37 protein-coding genes are annotated in these 26458 nt (G+C 46.8%); 32 read left to right on the forward strand and 5 right to left on the reverse strand.

All coding sequences use genetic code 11. The annotated features are described in order from the left end of the window. Positions 1-32 precede the first annotated feature (32 nt). Entirely contained in the window at positions 33-155 is a 123-nt protein-coding gene (locus P3L44_RS21085) for a hypothetical protein (protein WP_256372935.1), read from the reverse strand. A gap of 103 nt (positions 156-258) precedes the next feature. Here P3L44_RS21085 and P3L44_RS21090 point away from each other — a divergent pair, with 103 nt between their 5' ends. The 28 genes from P3L44_RS21090 (at position 259) to P3L44_RS21225 (ending at position 20952) form a co-directional block, all read left to right on the forward strand. After that, positions 259-684 carry a hypothetical protein gene (locus P3L44_RS21090; protein ID WP_042847343.1) on the forward strand — a complete coding sequence of 142 codons (426 nt, stop codon included), beginning with the start codon at positions 259-261 and terminating at the stop codon, positions 682-684. Positions 685-790: 106 nt separating this feature from the next. Next, on the forward strand, positions 791-1312 hold the full coding sequence (locus tag P3L44_RS21095) for a hypothetical protein (protein WP_042847341.1): 522 nt from the start codon (positions 791-793) through the stop codon (positions 1310-1312). Between the two features lie 54 nt (positions 1313-1366). Next, positions 1367-1828: a hypothetical protein gene (locus P3L44_RS21100; protein ID WP_237072354.1), complete on the forward strand. Its 462-nt coding sequence runs from the start codon at positions 1367-1369 to the stop codon at positions 1826-1828. Next, complete coding sequence (locus P3L44_RS21105) at positions 1825-2157, forward strand: hypothetical protein (RefSeq protein WP_166267808.1); 333 nt, start codon at positions 1825-1827, stop codon at positions 2155-2157. Before P3L44_RS21100 ends, P3L44_RS21105 begins: the two co-directional genes overlap by 4 nt. Before the next feature lie 148 nt (positions 2158-2305). Then, positions 2306-3574 carry a DNA polymerase III subunit beta gene (locus P3L44_RS21110; RefSeq protein WP_226617165.1) on the forward strand — a complete coding sequence of 423 codons (1269 nt, stop codon included), beginning with the start codon at positions 2306-2308 and terminating at the stop codon, positions 3572-3574. Between the two features lie 226 nt (positions 3575-3800). Next, complete coding sequence (locus P3L44_RS21115; RefSeq protein ID WP_052219399.1) at positions 3801-4442, forward strand: nucleoside triphosphate pyrophosphohydrolase family protein; 642 nt, start codon at positions 3801-3803, stop codon at positions 4440-4442. Between the two features lie 54 nt (positions 4443-4496). Further along, positions 4497-5318, forward strand: a complete 822-nt coding sequence (locus tag P3L44_RS21120) for a DNA adenine methylase (RefSeq protein WP_042847337.1) — start codon at positions 4497-4499, stop codon at positions 5316-5318. Positions 5319-5557: 239 nt separating this feature from the next. Further along, on the forward strand, positions 5558-6553 hold the full coding sequence (gene rdgC, locus P3L44_RS21125; RefSeq protein ID WP_042847513.1) for a recombination-associated protein RdgC: 996 nt from the start codon (positions 5558-5560) through the stop codon (positions 6551-6553). Positions 6554-6795: 242 nt separating this feature from the next. Beyond that, complete coding sequence (locus tag P3L44_RS21130; RefSeq protein WP_237072387.1) at positions 6796-7086, forward strand: DUF1064 domain-containing protein; 291 nt, start codon at positions 6796-6798, stop codon at positions 7084-7086. A gap of 26 nt (positions 7087-7112) precedes the next feature. Next, positions 7113-7481: a hypothetical protein gene (locus P3L44_RS21135; protein WP_042847335.1), complete on the forward strand. Its 369-nt coding sequence runs from the start codon at positions 7113-7115 to the stop codon at positions 7479-7481. A gap of 37 nt (positions 7482-7518) precedes the next feature. After that, entirely contained in the window at positions 7519-8166 is a 648-nt protein-coding gene (locus P3L44_RS21140; protein ID WP_052219397.1) for a DUF2726 domain-containing protein, read from the forward strand. 88 nt (positions 8167-8254) lie between these two features. After that, positions 8255-8722, forward strand: coding sequence for a hypothetical protein (locus P3L44_RS21145; RefSeq protein ID WP_042847333.1), 468 nt, complete (start codon positions 8255-8257; stop codon positions 8720-8722). Between the two features lie 12 nt (positions 8723-8734). Continuing rightward, positions 8735-9187 carry a hypothetical protein gene (locus P3L44_RS21150; RefSeq protein WP_042847331.1) on the forward strand — a complete coding sequence of 151 codons (453 nt, stop codon included), beginning with the start codon at positions 8735-8737 and terminating at the stop codon, positions 9185-9187. 72 nt (positions 9188-9259) lie between these two features. Further along, a complete protein-coding gene (locus P3L44_RS21155) occupies positions 9260-9868 on the forward strand; it encodes a hypothetical protein (RefSeq protein ID WP_042847330.1) in 609 nt (202 codons plus the stop codon). Between the two features lie 124 nt (positions 9869-9992). Then, positions 9993-11708, forward strand: coding sequence for a DUF4942 domain-containing protein (locus P3L44_RS21160; protein WP_052219395.1), 1716 nt, complete (start codon positions 9993-9995; stop codon positions 11706-11708). 50 nt (positions 11709-11758) lie between these two features. After that, positions 11759-12640 carry an AbaSI family restriction endonuclease gene (locus P3L44_RS21165; RefSeq protein ID WP_042847328.1) on the forward strand — a complete coding sequence of 294 codons (882 nt, stop codon included), beginning with the start codon at positions 11759-11761 and terminating at the stop codon, positions 12638-12640. A 134-nt stretch (positions 12641-12774) separates the two neighbouring features. Next, positions 12775-13122, forward strand: a complete 348-nt coding sequence (locus P3L44_RS21170; protein ID WP_144139272.1) for a hypothetical protein — start codon at positions 12775-12777, stop codon at positions 13120-13122. A gap of 123 nt (positions 13123-13245) precedes the next feature. Further along, complete coding sequence (locus tag P3L44_RS21175; protein WP_042847325.1) at positions 13246-13608, forward strand: hypothetical protein; 363 nt, start codon at positions 13246-13248, stop codon at positions 13606-13608. 25 nt (positions 13609-13633) lie between these two features. Then, positions 13634-14404 carry a hypothetical protein gene (locus P3L44_RS21180; protein ID WP_042847323.1) on the forward strand — a complete coding sequence of 257 codons (771 nt, stop codon included), beginning with the start codon at positions 13634-13636 and terminating at the stop codon, positions 14402-14404. Positions 14405-14412: 8 nt separating this feature from the next. Beyond that, a complete protein-coding gene (locus P3L44_RS21185; protein ID WP_042847321.1) occupies positions 14413-14832 on the forward strand; it encodes a hypothetical protein in 420 nt (139 codons plus the stop codon). Between the two features lie 32 nt (positions 14833-14864). Further along, a complete protein-coding gene (locus P3L44_RS21190; protein ID WP_166267802.1) occupies positions 14865-15347 on the forward strand; it encodes a hypothetical protein in 483 nt (160 codons plus the stop codon). Continuing rightward, on the forward strand, positions 15344-15907 hold the full coding sequence (locus tag P3L44_RS21195; protein ID WP_042847318.1) for a hypothetical protein: 564 nt from the start codon (positions 15344-15346) through the stop codon (positions 15905-15907). Before P3L44_RS21190 ends, P3L44_RS21195 begins: the two co-directional genes overlap by 4 nt. After that, entirely contained in the window at positions 15907-16230 is a 324-nt protein-coding gene (locus tag P3L44_RS21200) for a hypothetical protein (protein ID WP_042847315.1), read from the forward strand. The genes P3L44_RS21195 and P3L44_RS21200 overlap by 1 nt, the downstream gene beginning before the upstream one ends. Positions 16231-16301: 71 nt before the next feature. Further along, positions 16302-16580: a hypothetical protein gene (locus tag P3L44_RS21205; RefSeq protein WP_226617167.1), complete on the forward strand. Its 279-nt coding sequence runs from the start codon at positions 16302-16304 to the stop codon at positions 16578-16580. A gap of 182 nt (positions 16581-16762) precedes the next feature. Then, positions 16763-17611 (forward strand): GNAT family N-acetyltransferase, encoded by an 849-nt coding sequence (locus P3L44_RS21210; protein ID WP_166267800.1) that lies wholly within the window; start codon positions 16763-16765, stop codon positions 17609-17611. A 30-nt stretch (positions 17612-17641) separates the two neighbouring features. Next, a complete protein-coding gene (locus tag P3L44_RS21215) occupies positions 17642-19075 on the forward strand; it encodes an FAD-binding oxidoreductase (RefSeq protein ID WP_072035188.1) in 1434 nt (477 codons plus the stop codon). Between the two features lie 9 nt (positions 19076-19084). Further along, a complete protein-coding gene (locus P3L44_RS21220) occupies positions 19085-20239 on the forward strand; it encodes an acyl-CoA dehydrogenase family protein (protein ID WP_042847312.1) in 1155 nt (384 codons plus the stop codon). A 44-nt stretch (positions 20240-20283) separates the two neighbouring features. Beyond that, the gene (locus tag P3L44_RS21225; RefSeq protein WP_042847309.1) at positions 20284-20952 is read left to right on the forward strand and encodes a hypothetical protein; all 669 of its coding nucleotides are present in this window, start codon (positions 20284-20286) and stop codon (positions 20950-20952) included. Between the two features lie 14 nt (positions 20953-20966). Here P3L44_RS21225 and P3L44_RS21230 read toward each other — a convergent pair whose 3' ends face one another. Next, complete coding sequence (locus P3L44_RS21230; protein ID WP_162762206.1) at positions 20967-21641, reverse strand: helix-turn-helix transcriptional regulator; 675 nt, start codon at positions 21639-21641, stop codon at positions 20967-20969. 203 nt (positions 21642-21844) lie between these two features. Between P3L44_RS21230 and P3L44_RS21235 the strand changes: the two genes are divergently transcribed. From P3L44_RS21235 to umuC, 4 genes are all read left to right on the forward strand, one after another. Continuing rightward, positions 21845-22555: a GntR family transcriptional regulator gene (locus tag P3L44_RS21235; protein ID WP_196053751.1), complete on the forward strand. Its 711-nt coding sequence runs from the start codon at positions 21845-21847 to the stop codon at positions 22553-22555. Positions 22556-22559: 4 nt separating this feature from the next. Then, positions 22560-22910, forward strand: a complete 351-nt coding sequence (locus tag P3L44_RS21240; protein WP_042847307.1) for a hypothetical protein — start codon at positions 22560-22562, stop codon at positions 22908-22910. Positions 22911-22979: 69 nt separating this feature from the next. Then, the gene (umuD, locus tag P3L44_RS21245; RefSeq protein WP_042847304.1) at positions 22980-23396 is read left to right on the forward strand and encodes a translesion error-prone DNA polymerase V autoproteolytic subunit; all 417 of its coding nucleotides are present in this window, start codon (positions 22980-22982) and stop codon (positions 23394-23396) included. Then, positions 23396-24661 (forward strand): translesion error-prone DNA polymerase V subunit UmuC, encoded by a 1266-nt coding sequence (gene umuC / locus P3L44_RS21250; RefSeq protein ID WP_042847494.1) that lies wholly within the window; start codon positions 23396-23398, stop codon positions 24659-24661. The genes umuD and umuC overlap by 1 nt, the downstream gene beginning before the upstream one ends. Positions 24662-24748: 87 nt before the next feature. On the opposite strand, the gene P3L44_RS21255 is transcribed toward umuC, so the two are convergent. From P3L44_RS21255 to P3L44_RS21265, 3 genes are all read right to left on the reverse strand, one after another. Next, entirely contained in the window at positions 24749-24892 is a 144-nt protein-coding gene (locus P3L44_RS21255; RefSeq protein WP_072035187.1) for a Hok/Gef family protein, read from the reverse strand. 186 nt (positions 24893-25078) lie between these two features. Beyond that, positions 25079-25894 carry a hypothetical protein gene (locus P3L44_RS21260; RefSeq protein WP_042847303.1) on the reverse strand — a complete coding sequence of 272 codons (816 nt, stop codon included), beginning with the start codon at positions 25892-25894 and terminating at the stop codon, positions 25079-25081. 36 nt (positions 25895-25930) lie between these two features. Then, a complete protein-coding gene (locus P3L44_RS21265; protein ID WP_166267796.1) occupies positions 25931-26176 on the reverse strand; it encodes a DNA polymerase III subunit theta in 246 nt (81 codons plus the stop codon). Positions 26177-26458: the final 282 nt, after the last annotated feature.

The following is a 26458-nucleotide window of genomic DNA, read 5'->3' on the forward strand; positions in this document are numbered from 1 at the left end:
AAGGAATTGGATTGCTGTTACGCGCCCTAATTTTAAGCAATACGTACATTACGTCTTGTTGTAACGATGAGTTCCGGTGTTGCGTGGTGTTTTCCATGTTTACGCCTAATCATATACGATATGAATAAGCTATCTTTAGCCTGGCTCCATGTCATCGTTTTTAGTCCTCGTTTTGTTGGCCTTTTCGGGCGAGTGGAAATCATGTCCGTAGTAGGATCGAGCTACCCGTCTGGGTGAACATTAACAAGGTGAAAAAACATGTTTAAACGTATCCGTGGCGTACCATTTCTGGCCGGAGCCATTGCCGCATTGTGTATGACCAGTGCCTTTGCTGAAATTCCTACCAATGCGAGTGGGCGACCTGTTGCCGGAAAATCAATGGCAGAATTCCAATCCTACAAAGCCAGCTGCCCTGAGTGCTTACAGGTTGCTCAGGACATTATTAAAATGCGCACCCAGCATTGTCAGCAAGCTGGTGATGTGGATCAGACTATCTTGCAGGACCCGATTTATCCCTACCTCAACGGCATCCGCGTCATGCTTGCCAATCGTGGGGGGTACAACAGCCCCATGTACACATCCGCACGCCAGGTATTCGAAGCCAACGTTAACTGTGAAAACAGCAGCGACTGGGTTGAACGCAGTCAGAAAGTTATCGAAAACACCTTTAGTGGCCCCAAGTAACCCAGCCAGATCATCAACCCGCTAAACCAGCGGGTTTTCTACGCAAAAATTTCGTGAGCCATATCACCCACGTTATGCTATCTCAAATTATCCAGAAGGACACACCATGAAAGACCCATGCTTATTGAACCTGCGGCAGTTGTTCATACAGGATCTGCAATCGCGCTTAAACATCAACCACGCCACGGCCGCTGAGCTAGTAGCCGCAGGCTTTGTCGATGATGATGATGACTCTGAACGTATCGACCTCAACGTGGAATGGAATGCCTGGGTCCGCTGCCACCATGCTCGCCTGAAACAACCGGCATCGCAATTGCTGACACCCGAAACGCATTCCGCTATCGCTACGATGCGTGCGTTGGCTGACGAATTTCGCGAGCACTTCGAAGAGCATGGCGAACATCACCATGCCGTCATCGCCCTGTATGACCGGGCAGACAGTGATTTTGGCTATGAGAATGTCACGCACCTAATTGCGGCGCTGGATCGTCTGGTGGAGCACATCAACCAACCCGTCGATTTATCTTCTGACAGGGTCTATACCGCACAGGTCGCGGGGGCAGTTGCCGCCTATCGTCAAACCGTTATCGCCGCATTAGATGCGGTGGGTAAACCTTGGTCAGCATAATGCTCGCGTAGGTGAGTGAACTTTTTTCAACATCAGCAACCGGAGTAATTCATCATGAACATGAAGTCGATTTTGAACCAAACACTTGAGACGCTGAAAGAGAAAGGGGTCTGTGCTGACAATCTGCGAAAAGTCACGGCCCCCTCAGAGCTCATCACACAGCTGATCTCAACGCTGGCTAACCTGTCCGGTGATTACAAAGGCAGCTATTCCCCGGCTCCTGACTATCAAGGTTTGTTGCGCCAATTTAATGCCCTCCAGCAACTGAACGTCTCATTCGGCAAGCAACTGACTTTCTACCGTGAAAAAGCCAAGCAAGACAGAGACAATCCGGCTGAACTCAAGCGACTTCAAGATGAAGTTAACCCTGAGCGTGGGGCTAACGAGCAGTTGACAGCTGAAAATGAGCGCCTTCGTGCTGAACGACTGGAAGCGGATGCGGAAACGGAAAGACTCAAGGCGTTGGTGCTGACGCTGGGAGGGAACCCAGAGGCATGGGAAAGGAATGCACTATGACCGTTAATTCAGCGGCTGATCTGGCAATTACATTGAACGTCAGTGAAGCCGAAGCAACTCAGTTTGCACTCACTACTTGCCATCTTATGTTACAGCAGCCTGAATTACTGGCCGGGGATATTCTGCATTTTGCACAGCACGGAGCCTGGCTGGAGAATACAGATAAGCCCCTGCTCAAAGGTGAACCCGATACAGAAAGTGTGTTGATGGGGATGCGCGTTCTGATCTACAAATTGGGTAAGCACGAAGGTCCTAACGGTAAAGCCCGCCAGATGTACGACATGATGCGGCGGCTCGGATATTTTACTATGGCGGATTGTCTGCGTTAACAGAAGGCGATGGGGTCAAGTGACCCCATTTATTTTGTGAAGCCATAATACTTCACTTATCCTAAATAACTCGCTGTTTTGCTATTCGTCACCAGTTTGGGTCGAGGTAGTCTAATTATGACTACTTACTAAATTATAGGGATCCGACATGACCACAACTCTGAATCAGCAAGCGGCACCAAAGAAGCGTACCTTCAAAGATCTGCCAGGCTTCGACATCTCTGCAAATGACATGCTGCGTATCATCGATGCGCCTTGCATGATCATTAAGCGTGGTAACGTTCAGTTCAAAGTATTGGAAATGTTGACCCTGACCCTGGTAGGGGACAACCTGAGCGCGCTCGGTGTTGATTACAATACCGGGCAAGTGATCTCCCGTGGAGTGGTCCATAAAGCCAACGGTGATATGGTGGCCTCTGTACCTGCAACCCATATCAGCACCTTGTTCCGTAACATGAAAGGTGAAGAAACCGTGAATGTACGATGCGACCAAGACCGAAATCGCCTCATCATTCGTACCGGCAAAAATGCTTACAACATTCCTCTGTGTATGGACACAATCCCGGTTGTAGACGAGTCCGATTTGACAGCCAAGTACAGCATCACTTTCCCTGCCAATATGCTGCATCGAACCTTGCAACGTGTCATGCACTCTGCGGGTAAGAATGACGTTCGCCATTACATGAATGGGGTTTTCCTGAGTCTGGATAAAAATACCTTCAACGCCGTCGCGACCGATGGGCACCGAATGTCTGTAATGACTCAAGACGTACTGTTTACGAACGAACCACAAGAAGAGATCGTGACACCAGTAGCCCCTGCATCTCTGTCTGGGACTTCTTCTGGGGTCATCCTGCCGATCGAAGTATGTCCTATCCTCATGAAGTTGCTGGGTGCAAACCAAGGAAATTTCCGTATTGACTACAGCGAAAGTTACCTGACCTTTAACCTGGGTGATGTCACCTTGGTCTCCAATCTGATTAATGGCAGCTATCCCGATTGGCATCGTGTTGCAGGTGTTGTTAAGCACAATACAGAGAAGTTCAGCATAAATGCCTTGGTGCTCCGTGACGCATTAAGCCGTGCGCTGCCGCTCATCAATGCAGGCGCAGTCAGTAAGAATGCGAACAGTACAGGCGTATTCGTTTTCAAAAGTAATGCGCTGATGATTAAGTCCCCTAATCAAAACCTGATCGAGTGCAAGGAAGTGCTGGATATCGAAAAAGTGGCAGGGGAGCAGGAAGACAAAATTGAAATCGGCATCAACTGCGAATACCTGCTTCGCGCACTGAATAGCTTGATCTCACATTCAGACGAAGAAACAGAAATAACTGTTGCCCTGAAAGACACGGTAACAGGGTTGGAAATCGGCTTCGGCGATGACTGCTGCGACATCATCATGCCAGTCAGATTCTAACAAGTCGCACTAACTGTTTGTTTTGTTAACCAAAAGCAATCGCACGTCAATCGTGCAAAGCTGCTGGCATTTCCCACTGAAAAACAACGACAAATTGACCGCCTTTTCGAAGGGAATGGGAAACGTCAACGGTTATGATGAGAGCACTTTCTCCCGCATGGGTAACATTTATTTTTCAAAAGTTACCTCTTGCTCCACCAGCAATAAAGAAACTTGAGGATTTTACGTGGAACTGAAGCAATACCATGAAGAAGCCCTTCGCACCGAATCGGTGATCCCTAACATCAGCGGCGTGAGTGTGCCTCACCTGTATCTGTTGTTGTCAGCGGCTCACTCACTGGGTGAAATGCTGGACCAGTTTAAAAAAGGTATTTTTTACCGTAAACCGATTGACATTAATCGCTTTAAAAAAGGCCTGGCCGACCTGCAAGACCTGATCGGCACGCTTTCGCCGGAGTCCATTTCCGCTGATGAGCTGCATGACGACACCAACACCATGATGATGACTGGTTTTGACGGCAAAGCACACAATATCGGCCTCGGTTCCCTGGGTGCAATCGACTCGCGCATTCTGCATGCCTCTCTGGGTGTGTTTACTGAATCCGCAGAAATCTGCAAAGCGCTGGTGAACACGATTGAAGGACAGTCGCTGGACCTGGTTAACCTGTCTGAAGAGTTCGGCGACCTGAACTGGTATAGCCTGGGTGTTTTCCCATCGGCCTCCGGTATCCATTATGGCCGTATTCTGGAAACCAATATCGTCAAGCTGGCCGTCCGTTATCCAGAGAAGTTTGAAGCGTTCCTGGCACACGATGAGAACCGTAATCTCGTCGAAGAGCGCAAAGCGTTGGTAAACGGCATCAAGTAAGCCTTATCCATTCATGTGGGCAACGTGGGGTTGCCCGCTTTCTATGGTGAAATAATGAATACAGTTCTGAAGTGGGTTGGGGGTAAGCAAGGCGTCATGGCTCAGCTGAAGTTGGCGCTGCCAAAGGGTGCCCGTCTGATCGAACCTTTCTGTGGTTCGGGTGCAGTGATGATGAATACCGCGTATTCAAACTACGTACTGGCTGACATCAACGCCGACGTAATCAACACTTACGACACCATCCGCAACGCTGCTGAAAGCGTTATTGCTGCACTGTCTGAACTCTATGCTACGTGCCGTACTCGCGAACACTACGATGCGATCCGTAAAGAATTTAACGAACGTACAGCTGAGCCAGTCCGTATGGCCGCGATGTTCATCTACATGAACCGCCACGGGTATCGTGGTCTGTGCCGGTACAACAAGCGTAAAGGGGAGTTTAACGTACCCTGGGGCGATTACCGCAAACCCTATCTGCCAGAGAAAGAAATCCGCTACATGGCTGACCGCCTTGCAAATGTGGATCTGCTTTGCGCAGGCTATGAAGAAACGCTGAAACTGGCCGGTGAAGGTGACGTGGTCTACTGTGACCCGCCTTATGTCAATCCGGGCAAATTTACAGGTTATCACGCAAGCGGATTCTCTGAAGCCCAACAACGCGAGCTGGTGGGCATTTTGAATACTCTGCCGGAGAAAGGGGTGCATGTGGTGGCTTCCAGCCATGATGCCGAGAACATCCGCGAGATGTATGCCGGATTCGCAGTTAAAGGGTTTTCTGCCCCACGCAGTGTTTATAACGGAACGGGGGAAGGGAAAAAGGCGAATGAAATTATCGCTATCCGTCGGGCTGTATCTTCCGGCAAGACCTCAGCATGACCGTGCCGGTGTTTGAAATTCCACCGCTCAAGGATCCTCTAACTGAGCGATTCTGCGATGAAATTGCCATCATTCACCGGTATGACCCTGCTGAAGCTAGTCGCCAATACCTTGAATTTATCAAAGACAACAATGTGGTGTATTGGGTGCAATTGGCTATTCGTGACCGCATCCAGTACCTGTCAAAACAAAAATCAAAGGGCAAGCCCCTTCTGATTAAAAATCATAGTGAGGGAGCTATGCCTCTTTTTCGTCCCAAAAGTGTCGTGGTGTACCGCATCACCCGCCAGATTGACTTCAGTAACATCACAGAACAACTGAAACCCTTCATGTTTCAGCCGTGCGGCCCGCAGGATATGGCGCGCACTGGTTGGGTCAGCCCGCTGGGTGAAGAGTACGAAGAGCTTACTCACCAGGCGAATGGCCTCATTCTGCTGACTCAGCGTAACGAGAGCAAAATCATTCCTCCGGCCACGGTAAAAGAGCTCGTGCGCCAGCGTGTGACCAAGCTGGAAAAAGAGCAAAATCGTCGTCTGAAACGCACAGAAATTTCAGCGCTGAACGACCTGGTGCTAGGGGAATTGCTACCCAAAGCACTGAGTAAATACGCCAACATGAACATGTGGATTGATCCCAAATCCCGGCTGATCATAGTGGATACCACCAGCTTTAAACGCGCTGAAGACGCGGCAGCGCTCCTGCGTAAAACACTGGGCACTCTGCCTATCATACCTTTCACGTTAGAAACTCCGGTTGAGCTGAAGCTGACCGAGTGGGTTCGCTCTTCCGAGCTGCCTCCAGGCCTGGCGTTGTGCGATGAAGCGACCCTGGAAGCTATTCTGGAAGACGGTGGCGTTGTGACGACAAAACGACAAGATCTGGTTTGCGATGAGATTGCTAACCACATCGAAGCTGGCAAGTTGGTCACTAAGCTGGCGATGAGCTGGATGGAGCAACTTAATTTCGTCATCAACGACAGCTTTGTCATCTCAAGGCTGAACTTTGCTGACGCCCTCATTGAGCAAAACGATGATATTGATCGTGAAGATGAAGTGCAGAGGTTTGATGCAGACTTCGTTTTGTTTACCGGAGTCATTATGGAGCTCCTTGATCAGTTAATTGCTGCGTTCGGCGGGGAAGCTAAGTCCTCAACTGAAGCTGACGGGGGTGACAAAGAGGAAGGCGATGAAAGTGGTGAGGCGGCCGATAACAGCGAGCTGGATGACGACGAATAACGTGTAACCATACCGGGTATGAATTAGGTAATCGAAACCGAAGGTAACGTCTAATGCTTCGTTGGACTGAAGAACAGCAACGCGAATACGAACAGAGAATGGGCCGGAGCGCGAGTTCAAAATCGGTACCAAAGAAAGACGTGCAGCCTGTAACGCCCATCCAGCAAAGCCTTGAGTCTGCACCCGCAGAGTTGACAGCAAAGCTACGGACCCAAGCGCTGGGGCGGTTGCGAACGGGCACAATGAATAAAACAGAAGCACGCTACGCCGAACATCTGAAATGGCGTATGCATGCTGGTGAAGTCGCCTGGTTCAAGTTCGAATCAATCAAACTGCGCCTTGCCGACAAAACAACGTATACAGCGGACTTTTTCGTCATGCTGACCTCGGGTGATCTGGAGGTGCATGAAGTGAAAGGGCATTGGGAAGAGGACGCGAGAGTCAAGATAAAGCTTGCAGCAGAACACTATCCCTTCCGTTTTCTGGCCGTGAAATGGCTCAAAGATGAGGGAGGTTGGAATTTTGAAGACTGATCTCCGTGGTACAACAAGGAAAATCCATGAGCGTAACTGATAGCGTGGTAAAGCAATTTTTCGAAACCTGGTTCTTATCCACGGAGCGCAAGAAGCGCAATGACGATACTTGGCAACCGCCCGTCGAGGGGCAAATGGATCCCTCCATGTATCACGTTCGCAAGGATGCGGCCTATGAAGCGTGGTTTGCCCGCAGCGATTACCCGCTGTTGAGTGCCAAAGCCATGACTTTGCCGGAAGAGATGTATCGATATTTGCAGAATGTCCGCAAAGCGCGTGAAGCCGAAATTAATAAAGAGCGCCCGCCTGCGGTACTGCGGGACTTGGGCGTTTCTTCACTTAGGGACCTGGCTGACTACCTGATCCGCAACGACATTGCGGACAGGCCGGTATAACAGGAATTACTCACCAAGACAGGCACGGGGGTGCGTCATGTCTTTCAAGATGATTGGATTGGCCGTATTTATTGCAGGTGTATTAGGGTTGGCCTACTTACTGTTTTTTACCGGGAAGTCGGAAAAAAAACCGGGCGGCGAAAAGGGGAGCCGGAAGCCAACGCTCGACGAGTTGTTTCCCATTGATGCCGAAACGGGTGAGCGAATTTATCAAAGGGAAGATCACGAAGGCGTGATATCCAGTGATGACGAACTGACTCCGGCCATTTACGTTGGGTACAAACGCCATAAATTTATTCTCCCGCGCGATGCCAGCAATCTGTACTCTCGCCTGATTGAGATGTTTGCCGACCAATATGCGGTTGCACCACGCGTCAGAGTGACCGACATTATTCAGGCCGAAGAAAAGGATTTTGAGAGCCAAAGTCTGGACGTCAAAAGTGCCATGCAGTTTATGTCGCGAATGAACTTTAACTTTGTTCTAAGCGATGTGCATAGCGGCGAAATTGTACTGGTCATGCTGACTGAAGAGCGACTGGCCGAATCTGAGAACAGTGCATTTCTGATTGGCCTGCTCAGCCACCTGAATATCCCGCTCTACCGCTACGAGCGCCTGGCAGATATCAGCGATAACGATCTCGCGATAGATATATCGGAGACCATCTCCGACGGTCAATTCGAATAAACCAAATGAAAGCCCGACTTGTTCGGGCTTTGTCGATTCTGAACTACTGATATCATGTATTTGTGAGATCACTTAAAGGGGGCGTGGAATGTCTCAATCCTATAGATATTGGACAGGTAACCTGTATACCGGATCCACGGTATTCATTCAGCACCAGGACGGTCATCTTTCCAAAGGTGAGGTCGTTAATGTTGCCGAACAACGGTTCATTGTTGCTGGCATTTCCTCTCCCTTTGATAAATTCACAGCAACCAGCATAGAAGGCGTTGTTGCACTACCTGATGAGTATGATGTCCGCGAACGCTATAGCATTCAGCGGCAGCGGGATTATCTGACACACCTGGATATATCGGCGCTTTCTTCTCATCAGATCAAACATCTCTATGCAGGTTTGCATCTCGCAAAGCGTGCTGGTGGAGGTGTATTGCCTGGCATGCCGATCGTTGAAACCCCGGAAGGGATATGTAGATATATACAAGAATTAAACCTAAGCACCTTGAGTGAAATTCAAGTGATGTACATGTTGGCTGGCTTAAAAATTGCCACGAAAAGTTAAAAAGAGGTTTTTATGACTACTCCTGAGCGGCCTCCTAAAAGAGCTCCGCGCCGTAAAAAAAACACGCGCAAAAAGCAAAAACACTGGTCGTACACAATTACGTCAAGGGAGTTCCTGATTGCATTTCTTTTGGTCTTGCTTGTGGCCGGGCTTTCCGTGATTTATTACTTGCGTTCGACAACCTTGATCACCACCTGGGATGTTGGCACGGTCACGCAGCCTGTTGTTCGAGCCTCAAATGAAACGGGCACTGGTTTGAAGACTGATTTCCAGACCACAAAAGGCCAATTTACTGTTCAGCTACAGATCTTCCCCAATCCGGGTCTGCCGCTTGAATTGCGCCAGTACCATCGCGGGAATTTCAAACTTTGCTATTTGATGGGTGACTACGAATATCAGTCTGGAAATGCCCTGTGCTTTGACATCCCGACAAGTGATGGCCTAACCATGAGCAGCAAATTGTAGTACCTGGAAAATTCAGTCAGCGGCACAAGCCGAAGTAAAATCGGCATTACAACCATTCCTGAGGAAGTGAAAATGAGCCAGTCACTGATAGCGCAACGCATTCATACCCAATTACCACCGAACTCGGTTGAGGGAGCTATTCAGGCGCTTGAAAATGTAGCCTTGCGATCGGGCGCGGACGTGTTAACTGTGACCATAATGCGCAACACGACCTACGCGAAGTTGGAAGAATACAGCGATGTGTTATCTCTTTCGCCAGAGCGGATCCTTCAGTCACTGGAGGGTATTCGAGGTCATGATGCACCGGCTCAGTTCTATAACGAGCAGCGTCTGCCGGAAATTTGCGATGCTTATATCTGGCCGACCGCTGAAGACTTTCGCGAGGCCCTCATGGAAGGCGGCTCTACGCCGGTATTCCTTTGCCCGAACTGCAATCAAGAGTCCGATCATGAAAGTGAATGCACCGCGCTGATCACGAATAAACGTGGTATACGCGTAAAATGTGGCTGGATCTTAAACCCGACCTCAGATACTCTACGTAACAGTATAAAAATACTCATACAAGCAGAGTTTTTGAACAACCTCCAGCTCCATCATACGTTTCGCCCCAAAGGAGTCGCTCTCCCGACGCGGGTTTGTTTCGATGAGTTCGGTGAGGATGTTGAAGACGACGTGTGTTGAGAGATAATAAGTAGTACCTCATTTTAATAGATGCCTCGTTAGGACGAGGCTTTTTTTTTGACTTTTTCCCTTCGTCAGCGGTTAGTCCCACCGGATAATAATTCTATTTCCAGTGAGGTACCCCATGACAAGTTTAGCCATCTACGAACCCAACCCCGCCACTGAATTTCAGCCGATACTTCCTCTGTATCAAGCTATAGATGGTCATCATGCCGGTATAACCCCACACGAAGGGTTTCGTCTGTTCAACGCACTTACGCAACTACTCGCAGAATACCACGATGCACGTAGCGAAATTGACTCATTGCACCTCGTCGTTATGGGTAAACGTCATAGCCAGGCATTTCGTTATTTTACTGACGGATGTAACAACTCGATAGGGACAACATTGGCCGTTGATTGTCTGTTTGATCTCCAGCGAGCTACCTGCGCATTGGATGAGTCCTTCTGGCAAAAAGTATTGGATCTCACTGGTGTACGTAATTTTATGCCAACCGCCCGGAAAGACGAGTGGTACAACACGCTTAGGCAGTGGCGCAAAGCATCTCCAGATCGACTTGCCGCCCTACGGCCTGTTGCCTTCACAGAAGAGAATGTGCTCGCCACTGCAAAAAGCCTGACCACTGAGAAAAAAGATTATTTCGCAGAAATGGTCGAAGGCGTATTCAAAAAACTGTCAGTGTTTCACAAAACTAACAAGGCTCAAGGTTTTAGTCCGAAGATGGTGATCACCAATTGCCTGCCATGCCGCGACTATAAACGCGGTTATGACAATATGGATTACCTCAGCGATCTGCGTAAAATCATCGGCCTCATGCAAGGCCGTCCTGGCGCTGAAATCGTGAATAAGTGGGCGTTGGAGCAATCCCTCAGCAGTAACGTGGGAGAATGGATATCGGTAGACGGTGGCGCGCTGACCTGTAAAGGCTTCCTTAACGGCAATGTACATATTCAGGTCTCCGAGACTGTTTGCGATGACCTCAATACGGTACTGGCTTACCGTATGCCAGGCCTCATCCCTCAATTCAAAGAGAGAGGAAAAACCAACAAGGCACCTCGAAACACGCAATACACGGGCGATTTAATTGATTACCGGATTGCGTTCCCAACCTGCACAGAATTGGCTGAAATGGCCCGAAACAACCAACACAGTGCGAAGCAATATGGTGCGGCTCCATTTACTATCGTGATGCCCCGACCATACCAATACACCGACTTGGTAAAAAAGGAACTTGATAGTATCTTCCGTATCCTTGGCGCGGTGGAGGTAAAGCCTGAAGTCTACGAGTTTGAATTCTGGCCGATGGACGCGTTTAAAGCGATCGCAATCAGTGGTACCTTGCCCGACCAAAAAACACATCAGTTCTACCCTACAACGGGGGACCTCCAGAAAGCGGCTATGGACGAATGCGACCCGCGTGAGGGTGATACTTTACTTGAACCCAGCATCGGCTTTGGTGCGCTACTTCGCAATTTGCCAGAAGGTGTTAAGGTGATCGGGGTCGAGGCAAACAATGTCGCAGCCATGTGCTCTCGCTTGCGCTGGGATACCCACCAGCAAGATTTCCTCAGTACCACGGTAACGCAACTGGGCCTATTTGAGCGTGTGTTAATGAATCCTCCATACTCCGACAATCGTTGGAAATTGCACCTACAGCATGCGCAGCAGTTTGTTAAGAGTGAAGGGCGTATTGTGGTTATCTTACCTGGAAGCGCTACTGACGAAAGTATTCAGGCGTTGATAGATCGTGAGTGTGATGTACATCAGGTCGGCCAATATGAAAATGCCTTTGAAGGAACTGGAGTGCAAGTTAGACTATTTACTATTGATTTCCATTAATATTCTCGGCCGTTAATGGGATTTGCCATAACGGCCGCACTGGTAAACCTATGAGTAAAACCGACTACGTTCTCCGAGCATTATCAAAAATTTCACACAAGCGCTGGGAGCACTACATCATTAATAGAATCTTTCACAAGTTGGATGATCCGCAGCTTGAGTTCGTTTGCCAGCAGTGCATCCGTAAGGAAGGAGAATCTGGAAAGATTTACCTTGCTGATCTGCTTTTCCCTCAACTTAAGCTGTATCTTGAGATAGACGAAGCACACCATGACAGCGATGATGCAAAAAAGGCTGACGGTATTCGTCGGTTAGATATTTTGGAAGCGACCGGATTTATTGAAAAACGCATTCCGACCAATAACCTAACCCTGGATGCCATCAATCAACTCGTTGACGAATTTATCCAGTTCGTCAGGGATAGAAAAGCCCAGCTGGAAATGCAAGGTTTGTTCCTCTCCTGGGACTATGAAGAACGCTATACTGCTCAAAAACATATTGATGCAGGTTTCCTGGAGGCGGGACCTTACGCTGTATTCAGATATCATCGTGATGCTTTACAGTGCTTTGGCTATGGAGATAAAGGCCACCATCAATCAGGAGGCTGGCGATTACCCAAAGCCGCTGTAGAAGCAATAGGGTTGACCGGGGATGTGATGGTTTGGTTTCCACGTTTATACAAGGCAGGAGAATGGGATAATTCACTTTCCATTAATGGCGATCTGATAAGGGAAGAAAGCCTTAATCCTGAGCGTAACTATAAGGAAACATGGTGTTACCGCATCGTAATGGCTCATTCGCGCGATGAACTGAATCGAACGCTATATCGATTTCTGGGGGTTTTCACCCAAGACGAGTCTGAATCAACTGAAGGCGTTAATGTTTTCAAGCGGGTAGATACACGCGTGAAGGTTTTTTCAGGGCAAAAATAGCACCGCGTTTTGTCGCCCATTTTACTTCGTCACAGGTTCACCTCATCTTAAAATGACGTCACACATAGGCAGGCATGTGGGTTCCAATGCCTGCCTTTTTTTATCTGCTGTTCATTTTTCTTCAGGACAATAGCGTGACTCAGTTTGTAAATTTGCGTGGAAAGCGACTGGCTTTCTCAGCCAATGAATCAACTTGCATTCCTCCTGGTGCTTCAGGCCTTATCTACCCGCAAGGGGCAGGGTTTATCATCACCGATGAGCAGGGGGCTGAAAGACTCTTCATCGAACATGACAAAGCCACAGGTATCTCCTGGTTCTTGAAAGTTGGCCGTCGTGGCGTTCGTCGCTGGTTTGAGCCGACTAACGATGAAACGCTCTATCATTTTGGGTTAGATGTTCTCGACTATAGCGCCTCGATCATTCTTGCCGGTCGTGTCCACCAGCAGTGTAAAAAGTACCTATCAATGACAGCCTCGAAATAAATCATCCTCCATTCTGCGTTGAAATTCTGAAAGAAAAGGAGGTCATTTCGATCTCCTTTGCATTCTTTGTCAGCAGTAGTTGCATGAGACAATTAACCCATTCGAAACCATTTAGGAAGAGTCATGGGTAACTTTAAATATTGGTTAAAGCTGGTGGTATACCGCTTCACATTGAGCAACGAAGATCTGGCCCAGTGCCTGGCTGACCGTCAGAGCATGGACGAGTTTCGCCGTAAAGCCTCGGATGTGAAGCAGCGTATGAAACTGCATGAACTCGCCGGGGGGCGTTGCAATGAAGATGGTGGGGAGGGAGTCCCGTTAACATTCCAGGGCGTTACTCTTAAGGCCTATCGTCCTGCCGAACGGACCGCCTTGCTCTCAACAACCTCTAACTCCAACGTTGTTGACCTCAATACCCGCCGAAAGCGCCGTGACCTCACCAATGTTATTTCCCACGCTTCGCCTCAAAAGCGTTGCGGCCAATAACCAACCTTCAAATAAGGGATGTCCAATGTCCAAAATGCGACACGCGAAAGTTAGCACCCGTTCGATCAAATCCATTTTCACCGAAACGTGTAAATCCTTTTTGAGCCCTTACGGTTTGCTCATGTTGATAGTCCCGACCTTTATCGGCGGAGGATTGCTTTCTTTGCTAATGCAGCGGCTTTCTATGGCCGATATCGGCTTTTTTATCCTCCAACCTGTTTTCATCACCTCGCTGGTGATGATGACCCTGACACAACAGAAAATCACGGGCAAAAGACTGCCATTTAAAAATCACATTCGGAACCTGATTGTGACTTTGTTTACTGGCCTTATTGCCACACTCTTGCTGGTATTTGTGCTTTGGTGCCTCAGCCTCTACATGCCGACAGCCAGCGCTGCCGCAAGTAATGCTCAAGTACCAGTACCGTTATCAACCCCTCCAGCCGTTCAGTCCCAGGGGTTCTTTTCATTGTTCCCAGTCTACTTCAACATGTACAGTCTGGTGACGTTCACGACCTTGCTCGTCCTGCCAATGATGATCATGTTCGTGGGGGCTGTAGTGTGTTGTGAAGGGGCGTTGTTCAGCAACTTCAAGGCCGTCGTCTTGGCCGTGTTCCGCAATGTCAGCATCATGATTGCCACTTCCATGCTATCCCTTGCCATGTTCGCACTGTGGTCGTACACGTCACTTAATAGTGACTGGCTGGTTTACACTGCGATCGTGCCCATTGCGCTAATCACTGCGGCTATCCATCGCATTGCCGTGCTGGCTTTACCCGTCGAAATGAAACCGTGAGGTTAACAATGAAAAGTTCTATCGCTATATTCATCGCGGTGCTCTCTCTGGGGTCTATTCCGGCTCAATCTGCACCTTTGCCGAAAGAATCCATAGGCGAAATTGCAGGCTCGCATGGCGCTGTACTCGCCGCAATCGCACAGTGCCGAGCCTACATTGAAAGCCCCAGTTCGCGCGGCAAAGAAATTGCCCGACAAATGCAGCGGGCGTTATCTAAAGCGCTAGGTGCTGAACAGGATTCTGATGAAAGGGCGCAGGCAATGACCGACTATATGCAGGAAACCGTTGAGAAATACACCGGCCAGCTAAAAACTCAGTTCGATGAGATCGGCGCAAGTTCAGATTTTCGTCGCGAGAAATGCGAGCAACTGATTGCCGGGAGCATTGCGCGTGCTGAACAAATAGACATCAAGCACGGGGTTAAATGATGATGTATGTGCTGATCGCGGCTGTCCTGATCTTGGTCCGTTTACTGTATGTTCAGGACAATAAAAACCGCGATTATCAATGGAAAATCACCAATGAAATGATAGTTAAGAGTGACGCTCTTAGTATCGTGATATCACCACATCACATTGGTGCGATGCCTGTATTGATCAGGGCATTGGTGAGAAGCCTTGAACACAACCGTGCTGCGGCCACGGCTTATCTACAACTTAATATTCCAATCAGCCCTGAAGCCAATGTCGCCGCATGTGAACTTCGATACGCGCAGGCCAGCGCTAAGCAAGCCCTATGTCGTGTCATCCTGTTGCTTACTGAATTGGAGAGGAAAGGGCAAATAGTTCGTCGGCTGGTGGACGATTTTCGAGCAACGGATTTGGATGCCGATGATGTCTTTACCGCTTTGGATGAACGCTACCCCTCTGATGAGCAACACACACCATTCATGCGTTTAAGCGATGTAATCCCAGGGCACTGGAACATAGGCGGTCAGCAATGAATAAGTTTCGCATTACCCATACATACGCCACCCGAAAAGATGATTTTTACGCAATAGAAACCATGATGAACTTGCACCAGGTGGATCTGGCTGTTGCTTACCTTCAGTTCATGCACTTCAACCTGCCGACCTTCAATTTCCTCAATGACGGGTTATGTGAATTGGATGTCATCGTGTTAATGCACCGTATATACGGCGCAAATATCATTACTGACCGCACTGCAATCAAGGCAGAGGTTGATCTCTATGTGAACTGGGAACATCAGTTAAGTCGCATTCATAAGACACTTCCTGAGTTACACGAGATAGCAAGGCCCGGCGTAAATGAAGGTATCCTGTTCCACCTGTGGGAAATGGGTAATCGGATCTTGCCGATGCTTAAGCAAACCAACCAGGCCTTGTACGATGAAGCCCTTCTTCAACTGCCACGTATTGATAGAGTGCTCAAAGGAACCTCTGTTGACCCCGCATGGGGCTGGGAATCTTTCGATGGCGAACGATGTGATGGTAATCTATATACCAAGCAGTCAACCCCTGACTTCCTTGTGAGGCTTTTTTGATGAATCGCCTAAGTGAGTTACCAAAAGGCGCTTTTTGGCCGCACTTGCTTGATGCTATTCGGCGCGATGTCTATGCCCAATTTGGTGGTGTTCTGGCCGTCCGGCAAGATGAAGTCAAGCGCGGCGTATCAACACCAGAGCTGGCTGCTACGCTGTTGAACGAGTACGCTTCCGGCCTTTGTATGTCTCTCGACATTGTCGGTGTGGAGCACGATTTACCACGAATGATGGCCGAGGCGGTCCGCAGTATCGACCCTAACTTCATGCTCAACACTACTCGCCGCTGGAAAGGTGCATCGATTATTTATACGGAACAGAAATGAACATTAAAAAATTGTTTGCCGTTAAAAAACCTTGCGCAAATTGTCCGTTCAGAACGACGGGAGGGATCCCGTTGACAGAGGGCCGTCTGGATGACATTAAGCGCACATTGCTTTCTTCTGATCAGGAGGTTTTTTTCTGCCACAAGACAACCTACCAGGGCGGTGCTGAAGACAGAGAGGAAGGGCAGTATCAGTCTTCAGGCCGTGAATCCTATTGTATGGGAGCAATGGCTTGGCTGTATGCAAATAACCAATTAAATCTTACAACCCGATTAGGTCTCCTTCTAGGCAACGTTGCCATTGACGAACTGGAAGTCGCCACAAAGGTCATTAATACCACTGCCCCATAAAAACTACCCTGTTGTGTAGGTTAAACCTGTAAGAATTGGCTATATGCTTTGAGCGTCCTAGCCAAAACAACCATCTCACAGGTTTAACGATGAATTTCTTACATCATGCATCTTCCGCACCGCTATGTAACAGCACTCAGCACGTCTTAGATAAACTAAACATGCATCACAGGGTTGTTCAAATGAGCGATTCCGATGGTGTAATGTCTCTATTCAGTGAACATCCCATTTCTAACAATGTCATCTATCACTCCCTGGGGGAGTGCTCAGACCCAGAGGCTGCATTTTTAAAACTCACGACTCAATTTCTTGAGCTTGAGCAGGCAGGAAAAACTGTTCTGAGCCTAATTCACTCAGACAATCTACCAGCAGTAGCCGCAGCGCTGAATGCCGGACTCAGTCCCAGTGGATTGATAGCGTTTAAAGATCCCAGGGGCGCTGATATCGATATTGTTGAACTGCATTATTCCAGCGCTAAATCTGGTCACGAATCCTTCACTCCATTCCCGCAAGAAGGCCTTACCGATGGCGTGGTAACGCTACGCATTTCAGCCCGACCCGATGGGCATCGTATGTTCCAAGACCACTACGACTCTGTCACTCGTTTTTGGTCTATCTATCCTGACATCCCATTCTCTCAGTTTGATAAAGACTGCCGTCTGGCAGGCCTATATTGGCTACTGGGGGAAAAAATGATGCTGTCTATTTTCGAAAATGAGACACAAGAATTAATTGGTCGGATCAGCCTTCGGCCTGTAGTGCCACCCAAGGTTGGTGATGTTGGCTACGGCGTTTTTTCAGGGTTCAGAGGAAAGGGGTATGCATCTCAGGCCCTGAAATTGCTTTCTGAGTGGCTGATGACTGATGGAGGATTTAATCGCCTTGAATTAGGAGTTAAACCCGAAAATGTGGCCTCCAAAAAAGTCGCGCTCAAGGCAGGCTATGTACATGAAGGAGTCAGTAAACACAGACTAATTAATCAAGATGGCACTTTCAGTGACCAACTAAGTTACGTCAAAACCAAACTCTGAAACACCAACCTTTCAACATAAGAGAATACCATGAAAGAAGATTTCCTTAGCTATATTGCATCGCGTGTAGATGGTGAGTGCGTTGTCAGGGCAAAACGGCTACCAGATAACGTCAGTGCTTTTCGACGTAGAAAAATTAAAGGCATTTTACGTCCAAACTCACTCATAGACCTCCAGCAAATAGTGATAGGTGCAAGTGAGTTTCCTAACACCCGGCTGCATCCTGTCAGCATTGGGTACAACTGGGGCCTGGGCTCTAGGGAGGATGTTGCGGACGGTAGCTACCTTGTTGAGTTACAAAAATTAAATGCAGTACGGAAAATTGATACAGACCAAGGCTGGGCAATTATTGAGCCTGGCGTGACCCAAGGCGAACTGTCTGAGCTGTTAATCGGCACCCAAAAAATGTTGAACATTACAGCATCTTCCGCTCACTCCAGCTTCCTCGGCAATGCCTTGGACAGAGGGGTGGGACTTCGTCATCAACGAACTGAAGACCTTGTCGGCATTGAAGTCCTGTTGCCGACGGGAAAAATCATCCGTGTTGGCTGGTGGCCCGGAAGTGTTGAAACGCCTATATACCCGCATGGTGTAGGCCCCTCATTAGTGCAGTTTTTTACGCAATCTAGTTTTGGTGTTGTTACGGCAGGGGTAATAAAACTACATACCCGCCCTGAAAGTACACATGTAGTCCGATTTAACTTCAGCCGAAAGTTGCTTTCACCAGCAATACAAACATTGAAGAAATGGGTGGCTAACGGCCTGAGTAGCGGCGTATTGAAGATCTATGACACCACGGCCAACTCAACCTATGGCGGTAGTGACGGATTATATACCGTTCACTTGTGTGTGGACGGTCTATCTGACGATGTCTCGCAACGAATCGGTTTGATTAAAAAATTGTGCGAATCTTCGCAGGTATTTACAAATGTGACATCGAATTCGGTAACTGAAGGTAATTATCCTGGGCCTGATGTGATCGCTAATTTGGTTGAAGCTGCCCATGTTGGCGATTCATCCCTAAATGACACTCTGCTTAGAAAAACGCTGGGAGCTAGACACGACAAAGTTGATACAGGTGGCACTGGCTGGATCTTTTTCCTTCCGTTGATTCCTTTCACTGCTGATGCGCTGGAAATGGCCTATCAGCTAATTGATGAAGTTCACAACGAAACCGGAGTTCTTTGCGGGGCTACGATCAACGCCCTTAGTGGTGATGTCATAGACCTGGTTGTCTCAATCGCTTTTAAGAAAAGCGAAAAAGAGTCGGCAGATTCATTGACCGCTTTAAGTAAATTACATGAAAAATTTACGGCGCAAGGATTTATCCCTTACCGGCTAGGTGTTGAACATGCCAAGTGGGCGGATCCAATTACTCCTGGTGTGGGTGAAAGAAGCTTTGTTCGTGAATTAAAGCAATTCATTGACCCCAATAACATTATCAGTAATGACAGATATTTATAGGTGATCGCAATGCACGCAATCTCATTCGAATCATTGTTACTTAATGCAAAAAAGCTGGCAAAGGAAGTTTCAGCTGAAGGTGGTGTACTTGAAGAACAGCGCCGACTACCTCCCCATATTGTTAACAAACTCAGGGAGATTGGCGTATTCAGGATGAATTTCCCATTAGGATGGGGAGGGCTGGAATTAACCTCACCTCAGCAAACCCAGGTTATCGAGCAACTGGCTATTGGTGATGCTGCTGTGGCTTGGTGTGCAATGATCGGCAGTGACTCAGGTATTTACTCAGGCTTTATAGATGAGCCTGTGGCGCGTGATATGTTCACCGTTGACTCGATTACGGCAGGCTGGATACATCCTCAAGGTAAAGCAGAGATAGTGCCTGGTGGATATCGTGTTTCCGGCCGCTGGCGGTTTGGCAGTGGCTTAAGTCATTGCGATATACTCAGCGCAGGGTGTTTCGTTTATCAGGATGGTAATCAGGTCGTTGATCGTCACGGAGCGCCAATTTGGCGGGTTATGATGGCAAAACCTGATGAGTACGAATTACACGATAACTGGCACACGACTGGTCTTGCCGGAAGTGGAAGTCGTGATTATGGTGCCAATAACATGTTCGTTCCCTACGAGCACAGTTTTAGTTTCAATGAGCCTTATCGCAAAGGGCCTTTACACGATGTTCCTGATGCTATCCTGCGCAACATGGCAGGAATACCACTCGGGATGGCGCGTGCTGCTCTGGACTATGCGATCAGCCTTGCTGAGCACAAATACGACCGCTCACTGTCGGTTTCGTGGAAAAAAAGTCCACGAGTGCAGGCGGTTCTTGCACGGTGTGAAATTGAGCTCTATAGCGCACGATGTGCCGTTTATTCATCACTGAATGAGCAATGGGATGGCCTTGTAGGTAAAGAGCCGCTGAGCAACGCTCACCGCATTACAGTTGCCCTGGCAAGGCAACAAGCATTCAAGGTTTCCCGTCAAATCATCTCAACCATTTATGACTTGGTGGGCGGTGCTTCGATATATAAAAACGAAACACCGATGGATAAATGGTTGCGCGACAGTTACACCATGAATCAGCACGCTGTTGCCAGTGAGTCTATTGTTCAGCAGTGTGGACAATTTCTACTAAACAACCATTCAAACAACCTGTTCATTTGATGTTTATTGGCTGGGTCATCCCCAGCCTTTAACGTGAGGCAAAAATGGTAACGGCAACTGTATCAAGCATGAGAGCTCTAAACTCTTACATCTATCGTGTAGTGATTCGACTTGAATCTGAACTAAATTATCAGCCCGGTCAATATGTTCAGGTTATTCTAAATTGCGGCCGATCTGGGTATTTTTCGATAGCTTCTCCCGAAAACTCAGGTGAGGTGATCGAGTTACATATCGCCGACACAAGGAAGCATGATAGTTTTCTCAAAAAACTAAAGGTCGGTGATGACGTTGTTGTTGCCGGGCCTATGGGGAACGCCTGGCTTCGTTCAGACAGCGGTAGGCCTGTCATCGTTCTGGCCTTTGGTTCTGGTTATTCTTATGCTCGCTCTATTTTACTCACTGAAGCAAATAAAGATTCGGAACGAAAGATAAGTTTTTACTGGGGTGTTCAGAATGAAAATGATTTTTATGAAAGAGATATTCTGGAGTCTCTACCTACGCGATTTACAGTGAATTTTCACCTGTTGAATCAAGCGCCAGGCTTCCCGGACATTATGAGTGCTTTGCTTGTGAAGTTATCAAATGCACATGCTTGCCTGGTGGATTACGATGTGTATTTGGTTGGTAAGCGGGATTACTGCTTGTTTGTTAGGGGCGAGATTTGTGAAAAACTCAGCGCGCTGCCCGAGCGGGTGTATGGTGACTCTTTCTGAAGCTATTTCTCCACTTAAAAATAGCCAGAAGTCTTTTTTAACGTAGTTATGGCTTGTCTCATATTGCTAGAATTCAATTTGGTTAGGATATTCTTAACGTGAAATTTTATAGTGTTCTCAGAAATTGATAGAGTCTGAGCGATCTCTTTGTAGGTTTTTCCATGTCCGGACAGTTGCAGCACCTGTAGTTCCCTGCTGCTAAGGATGTGTTGTTCTATTTCAGCCACTTCATTTTTTTTGGTTAACATCATCTCATGTAGGGTTATGATTTTTCTATATATATTATCATTTATTGGATGATGAGGTCGCTGGAGTTCGCTGGATGAATTGTCATTCCAAACACTAAAGGCCACTACGTTATCCATGTGGTCATGCAAAGGTATTGTGTATCCATTCAGTACACCAGGAATGGCATGGTCGGATATCTGAATATTTCTGACATCCTGATATGGTTTGCTACCAGCATCAGCCCAGTGAAAAGGCTGTATACTTTTTTTAGCACATGTCATGATAGGGTCTATGTGATGATATGATAGTTTTTCGTATCTAACCTGCCAGTGTGGTGGAAAGTTCGAGACGATTACGGAACCACCTTTTTTGCTTTTAGGCTGGACCGCATAGGAGAAGCCTTTGCATCCTAGCGCATCTGAAACCTTCAAAATTTGTTCAATAATATCAACGTCATCCAAGCTAAATAACCGTTTCACCGTAACCTCAGAGTACACAGCTATGACTACTCTTAGGATACCCGTCGTTCATTCAAAAATCATCATGATCTATGATAATGAAAGAATTCGTTACTTCTGAAAATTGATTTTTTTAGAATATTCAATTCTAATAAAATGTTCCTAAAAATATTTTGTTAGGTTAAAGTTCCGCGAGAATTTCAATTATGAATAAAAATAAATTTCAACTATGTGACATTTCAGACCAGATCCTATTGTCATTAAATGCAAAACCTCCGCGTAGAATCAGTCTAACCCAACAAGTTGAAAATCGTCTAAAATGCGCCTTAATTCTGGGGTTTCTTGCTCCAGGCCAAAAGATGATCACCAAGGAAATTGCAGAATCTTTAAACATGAGCATTACTCCTGTAAGAGAAGCACTGGTAAGGCTTTCTTCGTATGGAGCGTTACATGTTTCACCTTCCCACGCTTTTTTGGTTCCGGATATTCATCCTGATCGACTTATTGAATTGATGGGCATACGGAAGATGCTAGAACTACCCGCCATCACTCGTTCAATAAATATCATGTCTGACGAAGCGCTTAATTCACTGGTGGAATTGACGCTCGAACTCGAAGCGGCACACTTGTCGGGGGACATTAAAACCGCCGTTCAATTGCATTGGGCGTTGAGACTGCGGATGTTTACGCTTTCTGATTCCCCTGAGCTTATGGCGTTGATTACACAGCTTTGGGTAAGTGTGGGGCCTAGCTTCCACTTCCTCTATGAAACAACTTCCTTAGAGGAATGGCCTAAATATTATTATCCTTTGCGCGATGCTCTTATCAACAGAAATGCAGATCTTATAATTAAGATATTTACGAACTCCATCGACAGTGGTATGAAATTGTATATGGATATTCACGGGGAAGGTTGAGGTGATGCGGTTACTTGAATTCATTCATTACATGTACCGCAACCAAAAAAATAAGCTGCTCATCGCAATATTTATAATCGCCTTAATCATAGTCCGACTTGTTAGTCTGGGTGTTGATGCTACGACATTGCTTGGCTTCATACTTGGCCTTGCCTTTTTAATGTTAATGGGCAGGCAAAAGGCCGTAAGGACAATCGTTATATTGGTTGGTATGCCTTGTATTTTACTCGCTACCATCGCAGGCTATCACCCCCCAGAAGGATATCAGAGCAGCATTTCAGGCTTTGTCGCGGGTGGGTTTATCATGCTTCTGTATCGCGAGTATATTCTTTACCGGAATACCATCACAAAATAGCAACTAGACAATCATTCGCACCTGAATAATAATACTGTATATATTTACAGTTATTCAAAAGGTGGCGTTATGCAATTTTCATTATGTGAATTACCAGCGGGGATAAAACTGCCTTTTTTCGAGGCGCTCATTCCCGCAGGCTTTCCCTCCCCAGCCGCTGATTACGCCAAAAAAAACATAGACTTAAACGAATTATTAATAACACACCCGGCGGGAACCTATTTTTTGAGGGTATCAGGTACATCAATGATCGACGCCAATATTAGCGATGGTGACATTGTTATCGTAGACAGTAGCCTACAGGCGCATGACGGAAACATTATCATCGCTTCCATAGATGGCGAATTTACTATCAAAAAACTCCAAAAAACGCCGTATCCAGCACTTATCCCGATGAACCCAAGTTTTTCTCCAATTCCTATAGCTGATTGGGCTGAGTTCACCGTCTTTGGGGTTGTGACCTACGTTATTCACAAAACGTTATGATGTTTGCTCACTGCGACATTAACAGTTTTTATTGTTCGTGCGAGTCTGCTTTTAACCCGCGCCTCCAGGGCTTACCTATTGTTGTTCTGGCAAATAATGACCATATCGTAATCTCACGTTCAAAGGAGGCAAAGGCGCTGGGTATTAAAATGGGGGCTCTGTACTTTGAAAATGCAAATTTCTTTAAAAAAAACAATGTTCAAGTCTTCTCTTCAAATTACACCTTGTACCAGGATGTATCAGACAGAACTATGTCTGTGTTATCCACTTTTGCAGATGTCATGGAAGTATACTCAATAGACGAGGCCTTTCTGATCGTGCCAGAAAGTAAAAGGTTAGGGGGGTACGAGGAATTTGGCCGGGCCATCCAAAAAGACATTTTGCAAATTGCACATGTTCCTATTGGCGTTGGTTTTGGTCCGACAAAAACACTCGCCAAGCTGGCTAATCATGCGGCAAAGCGCTGGAGCAAAACCGGGGGCGTAGTCGAATTAAGCCAAAAAACCAGACAAAGAAAATTGATGTCATTATTACCGGTTGATGAGATTTGGGGGGTGGGTCGTCGCATTTCTGCCAAGCTGCGTATGATGGGCATTAATACCGCGTTAGAGTTGGCTGATGCTAATATCGCTACGATCCGAAAAACCTTCGGCGTTGTCGTTGAAAGGACGGTTCGTGAGCTCAACGGTGAGTCCTGTATTGAAATAGAAGAAGTGCGAAAAGTTAAAGAGCAAATTATTTCCTCGAAATCTTTTGGCAAAAAAGTTCAATGCTATGACGAAATGCACCAGGCAATTTGTTCCTATGCAGAGAGAGCGAGTGAGAAATTGAGGGCTGAAAAGCAACTGTGTGGCGTCGTCAGTGTATTCCTTGGCACAAGCCATTATTCGCCAGGCCCTTTGTATAGCAATCGGGCTACTGAGCGTCTGGTGTACGCTAGCGCAGACACAAGAGATATCATTAATGCCGCAGTTAAAGCTCTGGGGGCAATTTGGAGGGAAGGGTATCAATACCACCGAGCAGGCGTGATGCTGTCTGATTTTTCCGGTTCAAATGTTACTCAGTTCGACCTTTTTTCCACCGCCAAACCTTTTAAAAGAAGTGAAGAGTTGATGGCTCTATTGGATAACATGAATCGATCTGGAAAATTCAATATTGGCTTTGCTGGAAAAGGATGTGACCCATCCTGGGGAATGACGCGCGGCATGCTGTCTCCGGAATATACAACAAACGTCAATGACCTCCCGATTGCGAAGGTGCGTTGATCGTCAGGAAGGCATTGAAAAGGGTGCTTGCATCACCGAACATGGCAAAAGAAAGAGAAATGTGGGGGAGATAACTCCCCCACAAGACTACTCGTTACAGGAAAGAGTAGCTTGAACCACTGTATTTCCGCTGCTTACACTCAAAGAGCAAAGCCTATCTCGCATTAGCAGAGAGAAACACAAAACCGTAATACATACGGCAATCAGCCTAATAAGGGCAAACTTGGTCATTCCTCTTGACTCCTTTTGTTAAAGGAGGCAGAATCAAATTGCTACGTTTGGAGACTGCCTCGAATTATTGTCATATATAATTCGGGGCTTTCGTCTTTTTGGAACTTGCAAATGCTCGAACCAAAATGATTCAAGCACCCAAATCCATAATAACAGACTTTTACTTCCCACAAACATCTGATCTCATTAATCATCAGTATGACGAATGACCTCACCATCTGCATCTTCACCAGACGGGATATATAAATTTGGAATAATAAAACGGCGGTCCAGTTCTGGCTCTATCTCTGGCGCTTTACTTGTGGTTGCAATGACTATATTTGCAGGTAACAATGGATGCTTTTGAGATATGTATTCCTTTGCGTAACCGACGACTGCGGGATGGTAATCTAAACCAAATCCAGAGAAATTATCAGCCAAAAAATTTGCCCACGGCTTGCCTAAGCCTGGTAATTCTTTGGATTGATTGGAAGTAAATCTGCTAGTGCCTTTTAGGAGGGAATAAACAAAAGCAGCTGGTAAAGCAAACGAACCAACTGAGTGTTCCGGGTCTCCTCCATTAGCACTTGAAGTAAGGCTTACGTCGTATAGTAATATGTTGCTTCCCCATGAGTGGTGTACTATCCTGCCCAATTGATTGAAGTCAAAAGCTGAGTATCCTGTAGGTTCTTGTCTTTCATTTAAATACATTTTTTTTGCTTCGTAGTAAATTACCCCCTCGATGGTCACCTCATTAGATAAGATTACTTTAATAAAAAAAAGTACGTCCCCTGAAGCTGTCTCAGCCTTGCCTTTTTGCTTATATGACTCCCAAACAGTAGATTGGTTTTGCGATTTCCATTTCAATTGCTTCCCTAAGCTACCAATGGCATTCAATGCGTTCGTTGTTATCTGATTTTCATCCCAAGAACCATTTTTATCGGTTCGTAGTGCATTAGCTAAGACATCCTTAATAGATTTATCAGCTTCAATGATCCAGTCGTTTTTGTTTAATTCCGTCATTTAATATCCATATAAAAGTAGGTTAAAAGTGTAAGCTCATTGCTGTGCTTTGCTGTCTAGCGTTGCGTAATAGCCCGCGCCAGGCAGTGTCTCGGAAAGCTTGCGGTAATGAGCTAATCTCTCACGGAAATATTCTCTCAGGTGCTCTGGCTGCTCCTGTTCAACTTGAACATCAAGCACTTGCTTATTTAGTCGCTCTTTATAAGCAACGGCTGAAGCAGCAAGGTCAACATTAACCTTGTCCATTTCTTCTTTAGATAATTCCGCTAAGTTGTGTCCCATGTCGTGCCTTTAATTTAACGTCTAATCCATCGATCATAATATGGTTAAAGTATAAGTCTATGCACATTGAAAGATAACAAGATGCGTTGGCTCTCATTTTCATCTTTCAATTCCATTTCTGACACTTTGAGGTTCGAAATCTCCTCAGGAAACCCAATTGTTAAAATTGTTAACGCGATACATATAATGAGGATTATGTTAAATAAGCCATTGATTTATAAAGGCATTTCGCGATTATAATTTTATGCGTTCCTGCCCTACTCGTCTACTTGCAGGTTAATG

It is taken from the genome of Providencia sp. PROV175, from assembly GCF_032707045.1.
Lineage (GTDB): Bacteria > Pseudomonadota > Gammaproteobacteria > Enterobacterales > Enterobacteriaceae > Providencia > Providencia hangzhouensis.